Genomic DNA, 11,792 nt, shown 5'->3' on the forward strand with positions numbered 1-11,792 from the left:
ACCGCTTAGCATGGCCTTACGGTTCCGCAAAGGTAACTGGGTGGAGAAAGTGCACATGGCCGACATTGACTACTATTTTGCGACACTGTCGCCCTATTCCTACCTAGCCGGACTGCGGTTGGAGGAGATCGCGGCCAAGCACGGCGCCACCATCGCCTACAAGCCGGTCGACATCATTGCGCTGTTCGGGCGCACCGGCGGCGTGCCCCCCAAGGACCGCCACCCGTCGCGCATCGAATACCGGGCGCAGGAACTGGTGCGTCAGGCCAAGAAGGCGGGCCTGCCGTTCAACCTGCAACCTGCACATTGGCCGACCAACGCAGCGCCGTCTTCATACGCCATCATCGCGGCCATTCAGGATGGGTCGGGTGATGTGGGAAAACTGTGCCATTCCTTTCTGCGCGCCTGCTGGGCCGAGGACAAGGACATCGCGCAGGACGACGTGATCCGCGACTGTCTGGCCGGGGCGGGTTTTGATCCGGCGCTGGCCGACAGCGGACTGCTGGTCGGGGCCGAGACCTATGCGGCCAACCTCGAAGAGGCGGTGGACCGCGGCGTGTTCGGCGCGCCTTTCTACATCACGCAGGACGATCAGCGGTTCTGGGGGCAGGACCGGCTTGACGATCTGGAGGAGCATCTGGCGACGCTCAAAGCATGACCGTGGCCAAGGCCGTGCTGCCGCCCGTCCACGTTCGCACTCTTGGGGCGGGTGCCCGCAAGGTGCTGGCGCTGCATTGCACGATTGCGCATTCTGGTGCGTGGTCCGGTCTGGCGGCCGCTTTGGGCGACCAGGCGACACTGACTGCACCCGACATGCTGTCGCACGGACGCAGCCCGGATTGGAACGGGCAGGGAGATTTCTTCGACCTGACCACAGCCCTGTCGCGGGCGCAGTTGAGCGAACCGATGGACGTGATCGGGCATAGTTTCGGTGCGATGGTCGCCCTCCGGCTGGCCATCGAATACCCGGACCTTGTGCGCAGCGCCGTTCTGATAGAACCGGTGTTCTTTGCGGTCGCCCACCAGGACGCCCCAGCGCTTGCGGCGCGGCACGCGGCCGAATCCCAGCCCTACAAGGCTGCCCTTGCCGAAGGCGACGCGCCCCGGGCCGCCCGTCTATTCAACCGCATGTGGGGCACGACCGACCGCAGCCCGCGCTGGCCGGACCTGCCGGAGCGGACCCGAAATGCGATGATCCGGGGCGTCGGCGTGGTCGGCGCGGTCGAAGGGCCGCTGTTCCGCGACACCTCCGACCTGCTGGCCCCGACGGCCATGGCACGGGCCGAAATGCCGATCCTGCTGCTGCATGGATCGGCCTCGCACCCGATCATGGCCGTGGTCAATGCCGGGCTCTGCGCCCGCTTGCCCAATGCGCGGCAGAGCGTTGTCGAGGGGGCAGGGCACATGCTGCCCATCTCGCACCCGGGCGAGACGGCAGCGCAGATCGACGCATTCTGGAGAGCTTAAAGCAGCGTGAGGAACCGGTCGATTTCCTCGGTCGGAGTCGACCAGTCGCAGACGAACCGGCAGGCCAGCATCTCGTCCTCGTCCGGGCCGTCCAGCGGGTCGCCCCACAGGTGATAGACGGCACCGGCCGCGTGTAGGCGCCTATGCAGGCTGCGGGGAAAGCTGGCAAAGATGATGTTGGCTTGGGGTTCATGCAGGAACTGCGCACCCGCAGCCCGCAGCCCATCGGCCAGACGCGCGCAATTGGCGTTGGCCTTACGGGCCGAGCGCAGCCACAGATCATCGCGCAGATAGGCCGCCATCTGGGCCGACAGATACCGGTGCTTGGAAAACAGATGCGCCCCGCGCTTGCGGCGCAACTCGAACTCCCAGGCCTTGCTTTCGTCGAAGAAGATCACCGCCTCGACCCCCATCAGCCCATTCTTGGTGCCGCCAAAGCTGACCGCATCCACGCCCGCCTTCCACGTCATCTCGGCCGGGGAACAATTCAGCGCCACCAGCGCATTGGTGAACCGCGCGCCATCCATGTGGACGGGCAGGCCGAACTCCTTGGCGACCCCGCACAGGGCTCGCAGTTCGGTCAGCGAATAGACCGAGCCCCGCTCGGTCACCTGCGTGATCGACACCGGACCGCGTTGGGGCCCATGCACGCCGCGTGTCTCTTCGGCGGCGATGGTGCGGCGCAGTGCATCCGGCTGCATCTTGTCGCCGCCCGGAACCAGCGTCAGCTTGGCGCCGGTGTAGAATTCGGGCGCGTTGCACTCGTCCTCATGAATATGCGCGACGGGCGAGCAGAATACGGTCTCCCACGGCTGCGACAGGGTCGCCAGAGCCAGCGAGTTTGCCGCCGTTCCGGTCGCCACCAGATAGACCGCCGCCCCGGGCGCCTCGAAGATGCCCCGGATCCGGTCGCGCACTTCGTTCATCAGGTCATCGGCGCCATAGGCCATCTGATAGCCCTGATTGGCCTCGGCCAGCGCGGTCAGAACCTCGGGGTGGACGGGCCCGGAATTGTCAGAGGCGAAATGCATCAGGTTGGCTCCTCGATAATATAGTCTTCCCACTCTTCCTCGGGCGTCTCGAATTCGGACACGGTAAGCCCTTGAACCGAAACGCCGGCGGCGTGGACGCTGTCGGGCGACCCTGACAGCAACGGGTGCCAATCGTAAAGGGGCTTGCCCTCCCACAACAGGCGGTAGGCGCAGGTCTGAGGCAACCAGTAGGCGTGTTCGTGAATGTTGTCCGGGCGCATGACGATGCATTCCGGTACGAACTGGTGGCGGATGTCATACTGGGTGCAGCGGCAGGTCGCGTCATCCAGCAGCCGGCAGGCGACACGGGTCAGGGCAACCTCGCCGCTGTCCTCATCCTCAAGCTTGTTCAGACAGCATTTGCCGCAGCCGTCGCACAGGGCTTCCCATTCGCGCGGGTTCATTTTCTGCAAGGGCTTGCGTTCCCAGAAACGCGGGGTCAGCCCGGCGCGGTCGATCGGATCCTTGCTCATGTCGCGGCCAGGATCTTGCGCGCGCGATCGCAGTCTTCGGTCATCTGGGCGATCAGAGCATCGAGGCCGTCAAAGGTCATCTCGGGGCGCAGGAATTCGACCAGGCCCACCGAGAGGGTCGCACCATAGAGATCGCCGGAGAAGTCGAACAGGAAGGTTTCGATATTCGGCACCTCGCCATGGAACATCGGCCGCACCCCGACCGAGGCCGCACCGTGATAGCTGCCGGCATGTGGGCCATCCAGCACGTCGACCAGAACCGCGTAGACGCCGAATTTTGGGGGGTGGATTCCTTCGATCGACATATTGGCCGTGGGAAAGCCCAATTCGCGGCCGCGCTGTTCGCCGCCGATAACCTCGCCTTCGATCCGGTGCCAGTGGCCCAGCATGGCCGCCGCGTCCCGCGGGCGGCCGTCGCTCAGGGCTTGCCGGATCGCGGTGGACGAGACCACGTGATCGGACTGCTGCATCAATGGGGCGATGGTGACACCGAACCCCATCTGCTGGCCGAACTGCACCATGTCCTGTGCGGTGCCGCTGCGGCCTTTGCCGAAACAGAAATCGGCCCCGATCACCACATGGGCCAGACCCAAGCCTTGGCAGATCACGTTGCGGGCGAATTCCTCGGGCGTCAGCCCGGCAAGCGCGGCGTTGAACGGCAGTTCGTACAGTTTTTGCACACCCAGCTTCTCCAGCCGGTGCGCACGCGCATTGCCCCGCATCAGACGAAACGGCGGCGCGTCCGGGGCAAAATATTCGCGCGGGTGCGGCTCGAAGGTCAGAACGCCCAAGGGTGCTTCGGGGCATGCTTTTCGGGCCAGATCGATCACCGACTGGTGGCCAATATGAACGCCATCGAAATTCCCGATCGCGGCGCTGGCGCCGCGGTCCTCTGGATCGACATACTTGTAGTCCCGGATGATCTGCATGTGGCTTGCCTAGCGGGACTGCCCACCGGGTTCAAGCGGCAGTTCCCAGCCAGTGCTTGGTTGGCCGATAAAACCTGCCGTCAGTCGAACTTGCGCGAGGGGGCCAGAACCATGGCCTCGCCGACCAGAACCTTCTTGCCATCGACCGCGCAATGGCAATCCAGCTTGACCCGGCGCTTGGCAAAGTCGATGTCGATGACCTTGACCTCGGCATAAACCGTGTCGCCGGGGCGGACCGGCGCAAGGAATTTAAGCGACTGACCCATGTAGACGGTCCCATGGCCCGGAAGCTGTTCACCAATCACGGCCGAGATCAGACCGGCGGTCAGCATCCCGTGGGCGATGCGCCCTTCGAAGATCGTATCGCGGGCATAGTCGTCATCCAGATGCACCGGGTTCCGGTCGGTCGAGACCTGGGCAAACATCTCGATGTCTTCGTCCGTCACCACTTTGCGCAGGTAGCGGGTCATGCCCATTTCGATGTCTTCGATACAGATCGTTCCGCGCGGAAGATTGTCCAACATGTTACCCTCACTGTGCATCGGTCCGGCAACAAAAAATTACCAACGACCCAAGGTTGGCAACTTTATTACTTCGCAACTGCAGAAAATCAAGCGTTTTCTACCTAGCGCAGACGGCCGATCGTATAGGTTGGGTTGATGTTTTCCTTGGAAATATAATCGCTTAAAGCATCCGGATCCGGCTGGTGCGACGTTTTTGTTTCCGATGCGGCCAGACCGCCGCTGATGAACAGGGAATCAATTCCCTCTCCCATGCCGCCGGCGATGTCGGTATGCGGACCGTCGCCGATGGCGAGAATCTCGTCATCCGGAACGTCCGTTCCCAGCGCATGCAGGCGACGCCGGGCCAGATCATAAATTGGCGGGTGTGGTTTGCCGAAATACAGGCTCTCGCCGCCCATTTCGGTATAAAGCTTGGCTAGCGCACCGGCGCACCATTCCCGAACCTCGCCCCGATCGACGACGATATCGGGATTGGCGCACAGCAACTTCAGGCCTTTCTGCTTGGCATACAGGAAGTCCGGGCGGTTCACGGCCGGGTCGGCCATCGGGTCGAACGGGCCACAGCAGACGATCCCCTCGGCCTGGTCCAGCGGCACGCGCTCGATGTGGATCGGGTGTTCCAGGATTTTCAGCGGTTCGAAGAACCCAGCGTCGCGCTCCCACTCACCCATGAAATAGACTTTCTCGCCTACGGCCCCGCGGAACATGGCGGACCGGGCCGAGTCACCACTGGTCGCGATGGTGTCGTAGCAGTCCGCGGGGACGTTGAACTGTTTCAACTGCTCGGCAACCCCGGCACGCGGCTTCGGAGAGTTGGTCACCAACACCACCTTGCCGCCCCGGTCGCGATAGGCCTTCAACGCGGCAACAGCTTCGGGGTAGGCTGTGATGCCGTTGTGGACGCAGCCCCACAGATCCACGAACAGCGCCTTATAACGGTCGGAAATCTGGTCAAGCGCGGAGATGATCTGGGTCATGCGGGCCTCGGGCTGTTGAAACGGCGTTGCGCCACCTATGGCAAAGCTGGCCCCGCTTGACCAGAGGCAGCCGGGCGCAGACCGTCATTCCTCGTCGCTCAGCTTTTCGACATCCGGGGCCTGTTGCACGGTTTCGGTGCCAAGAATGACCTGCGCGCCGATGCGGGTCTGGTACCGGATGACGGCGAGATAGCCGGGGCCAAGTTCATCCTGCAGAACGTCCACCAGCGACGTTTCCCGCAGGCTCTCGGGCAACAGCCCGGCAACGGACGAGACCTTGAATTGCGCCTCGGGCGGCAGATCGACGATCACCCAGACCTCGGCCCGTTTGCGCTTGGCATTCACGTCGATGCGGATGATCTCGACCGATACCGGGTCCGCCCAGTCGCGGATCGCTTGCGCAACCTCGGCCTCGGTACGGGTTTCCAGGTAACGGTTGTAAGTCGATTTGCCTAACTGGACCACGACGAGGGCCAGGAACGCCATGGTTATCACGACACCGGCAGTAAAGTTGAGCTTGCGCCGGCCCTTGCCGAATGCAACCGACCTTGCGGCATAGACGATATAGACCGCGCAGGCCGACAAAACGATCGCACCAAGGTTGGTCGCGAACAAAAGACCCGCCTCGTAGGCGTCGGCGGATTCCCCGAAATACAGCAGGATCCCGGACGCGGACAATGGCGGAACCAGAGACACGCCGATGGCGGCGCCGGGCAGCAGGCTCAGTTCGGCCTTGTTGATCTGGACGTATGCGCCGGCCACGCCGGCCGCGAGCGCCACGATCAGGTCTTCGGTGCCAGGGTCGGTGCGGGCCAAGACCTGATCGGGGATCAGGATGCCGCGCGGGACATCGGCCAGATAGACCAGGATCCAGGCCATCAGAACGCACAGAACCGCCGCAATGCAGACCGTCAGGGTCAGAACGAAAGCGCGTTTCAGCCAGCCCATGACCATCGCAGCCGCAATGCCCAGAATTGGTGTCATCAGCGGCGCGACCAACATCGCGGCAATGACCACGGCGCCAGAGTTCCGCAGCAGCCCCATGGTAGCGATGATCACCGAAAGGGTCAGCAGCATGGCAAAGCGCCGCCAATAGGCAAGCCTGTCGCCGCCTTCGAACAGCAGAATGCTGCGTGTCGTGCTGTACTTCCGTGTGACCACCGTGTCCCGATCCACCCTGTCCCTGCGTCCAGCCTAGCAACGATTTGCCATCCGGCAAACCTTTCGACGCGCAAACAAAAAAAGGCGCCCGGTGGGGGCGCCTTTCGCTGAACTGTGAACGGGATCAGACCTTGAGGTTCGGAATGATCTGCTTCTTGCGGCTCATGATGCCCGGCAGAACAACCGTGTCGCCGGACACCGAAGCGTCAAAGCTTTTCTCGGCAACCGATTTGACCAGGTCGTTCGGCACCAACAGGGTGGCCTCTTCGTTCAGGATGTCGACGACGAACAGCAGCACCTGGTCCACACCGTCTTCCTTCGCCACCTCGACCATCGACTGGGCCAGGCTGTCCTTGCGGTCAAGCACCACGCCCGGCGCGGTGGTTTCCAGAACGGACACGCGGAACTTGGTGCCGTCGACCTCGTATTCCTTGCTGTCCATGCGGATCAGTTCGGCGTCCGAGAAAGACGATACGTCCGATTTCGCGGCGAACATGTCGGAAGCATAGGCCGAAACATCCAGACCCAGCTCGGCGGCCAGCTTCTCGGCCACTTCGCGGTCATGCGCAGTGGTGGTAGGCGAGCGGAACTCCAGCGTGTCCGACAGGATGCAGGTCAGGGCCGCGCCTTTGACGGCCTCGGGCATCTTGGCGGCGTCGTCGCCCATCAGGTCGATCATGATGGTTGCCGTGCAGGCCAGCGGACGAACGGTAATGTCGATCGGGCCTTTGGTTTCCAGCCCACCAACCAGCTTGTGGTGGTCGATGATGGCGCGGATATCGGTATTGTTGACATTGGCAGGCAGCTCGGCCGGGTTGTTGGTGTCAACGATGACGACGGGCGCATCGGTCTCGACATCCTCGATGATGCGCGGCTTGGGCAGGTCCCAGCGCTGCAGCATGAAGGCGGCTTCGGTGTTCGGCTCGCCCAGCAGGACGGCCTCGGCCTTTTCGCCTTTGACTTCGTTCAGATACCAAGCCCACAGGATCGGCGATCCGGTCGAGTCGGTGTCGGGAGATTTGTGGCCAAATACTTGGGTGGTCATGTCTGTTTCCTGCACATAAGGAGTTTGCGCGCCTTATAGGGTGGTCCATTGGCGTTGTCACCCGGCAGAAACACGGCTGCGACGGTTGGTCTGACAGAAGCGCTGACCGCTCAGAACTGTGCGCGGCTCAGTTGATATCCGGCGCGTTCCAGCTGTTGCAAGAGTCCATGGTCTCCACCCAGATGGCCGGCACCAACCGCGATCACCGCCGTCTGGTTTTCGATGGTCAGGATCGTTTCCATCCAGTTGTCGTTGCGTTGAACCAGAAGCTGGTCCTCGAATGCGGCCCATTCCTGTGCAAACACGTCAGGCGCCAGGCCCGAAGCCTCGCGCCCATATATCTTTGCGAATTGCAGGATTTCTGCGTGCTTCTCCTCGAAATATGCGCTGGCCATCGTCACCATGTGGTCATCGCCGGCGTCAAAGGCATCGACCATGCGCACCAAAGACTGCACCTGCTCTTCAAGCGTGTGGCTGTCGAAGATCGCAATCAGGTCGTCGATCTGTTCCAGAGAATATTGCGGTTTGCCCTTAGCTGCGGCCAGTTCGGTCAGGCGCGCATCCATTCCCCGGTCTGCATCTGGCACCTGGAGCATGCAGGGTGGCATACCCAGCATCATCGACAGGAACCAAGGGCGCAGTTTCGCGGTCATCCAACCGGGAATGCCGCGTGCCGAAAGCGCCTTGGAAATCACGGCCCAGTCCTCTTCGCTCATCAGATCGATCAGAGTTGGTCCCGAGTTGATCAGGACCGGGCTGAAATCCTTGGCCAGGTCTTGTTCGAAAGCGGACATGTCGGATTGGGTGATCTCGAAATAAAACGCGTCCGCCTCGCTCAACGTAGGCGCCAACCGCTCCACCACCGGGCCCATTCGCGGATCGTTGACGTGCAATGTGCCGATCAGATGCAAAACAGTGCTGTCCTTCTGCGCAATCCAGTGATTTCCTTCGGGATATGCCATCTGACTGGTCGCCGCGTTCAACTCGGCCCGGGCCTCAGGCGTCATGTCTTGCCGCAAATCGCGCCCGTCACAGGCGGCAATGGCCACAATTGGATGCAGAGCAGCAAGCAGGGCAAAAAGAAACACGCGCATCGAGACCATTCCGATTGTGGCTGAAAGAACTTGGGAACAGATAGCCACGCCCGCCTACCGCGCGCAAGCCGTGTATCCGTATGGCGTTTTTCGGAAAAAACCATAGCATGGCGTCATGAACCGCGAACAGGATCTCTATCCTCCGATCAAGGCGCTATTGCAGCGGCAAGGGTACTCCGTGAAAGGAGAGGTCGGCGCCGCCGACATCGTGGCCGTCAAGCCCGGTTGTAATCCAGTGATCGTTGAATTGAAGCTGAGATTTTCGCTGGCCTTGTTCCATCAGGCCGTGACCCGGTTGAAGGTATCGGATCAGGTCTATGTGGCCGTCTGCAAGCCCACCGGTCGGTCGGCGCGCCGGGCGTTGCGGGACAACCTGTCCCTGTGTCGTCGGTTGGGGCTGGGTTTGATCACCGTTCGTGCGGATGGGCGGGTCGAAGTCCATTGTGACCCTGGCCCCTATGCGCCGCGAAAGAACAAGGCCAAAGCTGCGCGACTGTTGCGCGAGTTCGAGCGGCTGGAAGGGGACCCGAACTCAGGTGGGGCAACCCGGCACGGAATCGTAACTGCCTATCGGCAGGATGCCCTGAAATGTGCCGCGCATCTGGCCGAACACGGGGCGACCAAAGGTGCTGAGGTCGCCAGTGCCACCGGCGTTGCGGCCGCGACGCGCCTCATGCGCGAAAACCATTATGGCTGGTTCGAAAAGGTGGCAAAGGGCGTCTATGAACTGTCGCCTTCCGGGTCCGAAGGTCTGAAGCATTGGGCTTACAGCTGGGAAGACCCGACCTGACCAGGCCGGCCTCAGGCTGCGCGCGAAAAAAATTCATCACCGATTGTTGACTCGCCGGAAATCACCCCCTAGCTATGCGTCGTTAGCACTCGACCAAGCTGAGTGCTAACGCCCCGCAAGACCGCGGGGGGAGGAAAACAACCTTTGAGCCCAAGGAGCTGCAAAGATGGCATTGAAACCGCTTCATGACCGCGTGCTGGTTCGCCGTACCGAAAGCGAAGAGAAAACCGCAGGCGGCCTGATCATTCCCGACAGCGCAAAAGAAAAGCCCAGCGAAGGCGAAGTCGTTGCAACCGGCGAAGGCGCGCGGAAAGACAGCGGCGAACTGATCGCGATGGCTGTGAAGCCCGGCGACAAGATCCTGTTCGGCAAATGGTCCGGCACCGAGGTCCACGTCGACGGCGAAGAGCTGCTGATGATGAAAGAAAGCGACATCATGGGGATCATCGAGTAACGCGCACGCGCTTGCTCTGATCTTCATTTCAAACACATTTCTCGAGGAGAAAAAGACATGTCTGCAAAGGACGTCAAGTTCGACACCGATGCCCGCAACCGCATGCTGAAGGGTGTGAACATCCTGGCGGATGCTGTGAAGGTGACCCTCGGCCCCAAAGGCCGCAACGTGGTTCTGGACAAATCCTTCGGCGCGCCGCGCATCACCAAAGACGGTGTTTCGGTCGCCAAGGAAATCGAACTGGAAGACAAGTTCGAGAACATGGGCGCGCAAATGGTGAAAGAAGTCGCCAGCCGCACCAATGACGAAGCCGGTGACGGCACCACCACCGCGACCGTTCTGGCTCAGGCCATCGTCAAGGAAGGCCTCAAGCAGGTTGCTGCCGGCCTGAACCCGATGGACCTGAAGCGCGGCATCGACATGGCAACCGCCAAAGTCGTCGAAGAAATCAAGAACGCTGCCCGCGAAGTCAAAGACAGCGACGAAGTCGCGCAGGTTGGTACCATCTCGGCTAACGGCGAAGCTGAAATCGGCCGCCAGATCGCAGACGCGATGCAGAAGGTTGGCAACGAAGGCGTCATCACCGTCGAAGAGAACAAAGGTCTGGAAACCGAGACCGACGTCGTCGAAGGTATGCAGTTCGACCGTGGCTACCTGTCGCCCTACTTCGTCACCAACGCTGACAAGATGGTCGCCGAGCTGGAAGACTGCATGATCCTGCTGCACGAGAAGAAACTCTCGTCGCTGCAGCCGATGGTTCCGCTGCTCGAGCAGGTGATCCAGTCGCAGAAGCCGCTGCTGATCATCGCCGAGGACGTTGAAGGCGAAGCGCTGGCAACTCTGGTTGTCAACAAGCTGCGCGGTGGTCTGAAGATCGCTGCCGTCAAGGCTCCGGGCTTCGGCGATCGCCGCAAGGCAATGCTGCAGGACATCGCAATCCTGACCGGCGGTCAGGTCATCAGCGAAGACCTGGGCATGAAGCTGGAAAACGTCACCATGGACATGCTTGGCACCGCCAAGAAAGTGTCGATCACCAAGGACGAAACCACCATCGTCGACGGTGCTGGCGAGAAGGCCGAGATCGAAGCACGCGTTGCCCAGATCCGTACCCAGATCGAAGAAACCACCAGCGACTACGACCGTGAGAAGCTGCAAGAGCGCGTTGCCAAACTGGCAGGCGGTGTTGCTGTTATCCGCGTCGGTGGCATGACCGAAGTTGAAGTGAAAGAGCGCAAGGACCGTGTGGACGACGCTCTGAACGCAACGCGCGCCGCCGTTCAGGAAGGTGTCGTCGTGGGTGGCGGTGTTGCCCTGGTTCAGGCTGGCAAGGCTCTGGCCGATCTGAAAGGTGTCAACGCCGATCAGGACGCCGGTATCAACATCGTTCGCAAGGCCATCGAAGCGCCGCTGCGTCAGATTGCTGAAAACGCAGGTGTCGACGGTGCCGTCGTTGCCGGCAAGGTGCGCGAGTCCTCGGACACCGCCTTCGGCTTCAACGCTCAGACCGAAGAATATGGCGACATGTTCAAGTTCGGCGTGATCGACCCGGCCAAAGTGGTGCGTACCGCTCTGGAAGACGCAGCCTCGGTTGCAGGTCTGCTGATCACCACCGAAGCCATGGTTGCCGACAAGCCCGCCAAAGAAGGTGCAGGCGCCGGTGCTGGCATGCCCGACATGGGCGGCATGGGCGGCATGATGTAAGACTGTCCGGGTTCGCGTCAGCGAATTCAGACAACCCGCAAGGGAAAGTCTTACCGAAAATTTCAGCGGGGTCGCCTTCGGGCGGCCCCGCTTTGATTTTTTCAGTGATCCGCCGTGTTTCGGCCGGCGCTGCTTGCAATTCTGGG

13 protein-coding genes are annotated in these 11,792 nt (G+C 61.7%); 5 read left to right on the forward strand and 8 right to left on the reverse strand.

Features of this window, described 5'->3' with window-relative positions:
* The first annotated feature begins 55 nt into the window (after positions 1–55).
* Both ACR0IR_RS01240 and ACR0IR_RS01245 read left to right on the forward strand, forming a co-directional pair.
* On the forward strand, positions 56–658 hold the full coding sequence (locus ACR0IR_RS01240) for a 2-hydroxychromene-2-carboxylate isomerase (RefSeq protein ID WP_170364842.1): 603 nt from the start codon (positions 56–58) through the stop codon (positions 656–658).
* Positions 655–1,467, forward strand: a complete 813-nt coding sequence (locus tag ACR0IR_RS01245) for an alpha/beta fold hydrolase (protein ID WP_170364840.1) — start codon at positions 655–657, stop codon at positions 1,465–1,467. The genes ACR0IR_RS01240 and ACR0IR_RS01245 overlap by 4 nt, the downstream gene beginning before the upstream one ends.
* On the opposite strand, the gene ACR0IR_RS01250 is transcribed toward ACR0IR_RS01245, so the two are convergent.
* From ACR0IR_RS01250 to ACR0IR_RS01285, 8 genes are all read right to left on the reverse strand, one after another.
* Entirely contained in the window at positions 1,464–2,498 is a 1,035-nt protein-coding gene (locus ACR0IR_RS01250; RefSeq protein ID WP_170364838.1) for a threonine aldolase family protein, read from the reverse strand. The genes ACR0IR_RS01245 and ACR0IR_RS01250 overlap by 4 nt on opposite strands.
* The gene (locus tag ACR0IR_RS01255; protein WP_170364836.1) at positions 2,498–2,971 is read right to left on the reverse strand and encodes a YcgN family cysteine cluster protein; all 474 of its coding nucleotides are present in this window, start codon (positions 2,969–2,971) and stop codon (positions 2,498–2,500) included. Before ACR0IR_RS01255 ends, ACR0IR_RS01250 begins: the two co-directional genes overlap by 1 nt.
* A complete protein-coding gene (locus ACR0IR_RS01260; RefSeq protein ID WP_170364834.1) occupies positions 2,968–3,900 on the reverse strand; it encodes a bifunctional riboflavin kinase/FAD synthetase in 933 nt (310 codons plus the stop codon). Before ACR0IR_RS01260 ends, ACR0IR_RS01255 begins: the two co-directional genes overlap by 4 nt.
* A gap of 80 nt (positions 3,901–3,980) precedes the next feature.
* A complete protein-coding gene (locus ACR0IR_RS01265) occupies positions 3,981–4,424 on the reverse strand; it encodes a MaoC family dehydratase (protein ID WP_170364833.1) in 444 nt (147 codons plus the stop codon).
* Positions 4,425–4,525: 101 nt separating this feature from the next.
* Positions 4,526–5,401, reverse strand: coding sequence for a TIGR01459 family HAD-type hydrolase (locus ACR0IR_RS01270; protein ID WP_170340548.1), 876 nt, complete (start codon positions 5,399–5,401; stop codon positions 4,526–4,528).
* 84 nt (positions 5,402–5,485) lie between these two features.
* Positions 5,486–6,562, reverse strand: a complete 1,077-nt coding sequence (locus ACR0IR_RS01275; RefSeq protein WP_217357129.1) for a DUF389 domain-containing protein — start codon at positions 6,560–6,562, stop codon at positions 5,486–5,488.
* A 124-nt stretch (positions 6,563–6,686) separates the two neighbouring features.
* On the reverse strand, positions 6,687–7,607 hold the full coding sequence (locus ACR0IR_RS01280) for a manganese-dependent inorganic pyrophosphatase (protein ID WP_170364830.1): 921 nt from the start codon (positions 7,605–7,607) through the stop codon (positions 6,687–6,689).
* A gap of 110 nt (positions 7,608–7,717) precedes the next feature.
* Positions 7,718–8,701 (reverse strand): TraB/GumN family protein, encoded by a 984-nt coding sequence (locus ACR0IR_RS01285; protein ID WP_170364828.1) that lies wholly within the window; start codon positions 8,699–8,701, stop codon positions 7,718–7,720.
* Between the two features lie 115 nt (positions 8,702–8,816).
* Between ACR0IR_RS01285 and ACR0IR_RS01290 the strand changes: the two genes are divergently transcribed.
* The 3 genes from ACR0IR_RS01290 (at position 8,817) to groL (ending at position 11,646) form a co-directional block, all read left to right on the forward strand.
* On the forward strand, positions 8,817–9,491 hold the full coding sequence (locus ACR0IR_RS01290) for a DUF2161 domain-containing phosphodiesterase (protein ID WP_170364826.1): 675 nt from the start codon (positions 8,817–8,819) through the stop codon (positions 9,489–9,491).
* Between the two features lie 166 nt (positions 9,492–9,657).
* Positions 9,658–9,945 (forward strand): co-chaperone GroES, encoded by a 288-nt coding sequence (gene groES / locus ACR0IR_RS01295; protein WP_093964650.1) that lies wholly within the window; start codon positions 9,658–9,660, stop codon positions 9,943–9,945.
* A 57-nt stretch (positions 9,946–10,002) separates the two neighbouring features.
* On the forward strand, positions 10,003–11,646 hold the full coding sequence (groL, locus tag ACR0IR_RS01300) for a chaperonin GroEL (protein ID WP_170339978.1): 1,644 nt from the start codon (positions 10,003–10,005) through the stop codon (positions 11,644–11,646).
* Positions 11,647–11,792 lie beyond the last annotated feature (146 nt).

It is taken from the genome of Ruegeria sp. CF2, from assembly GCF_056537385.1.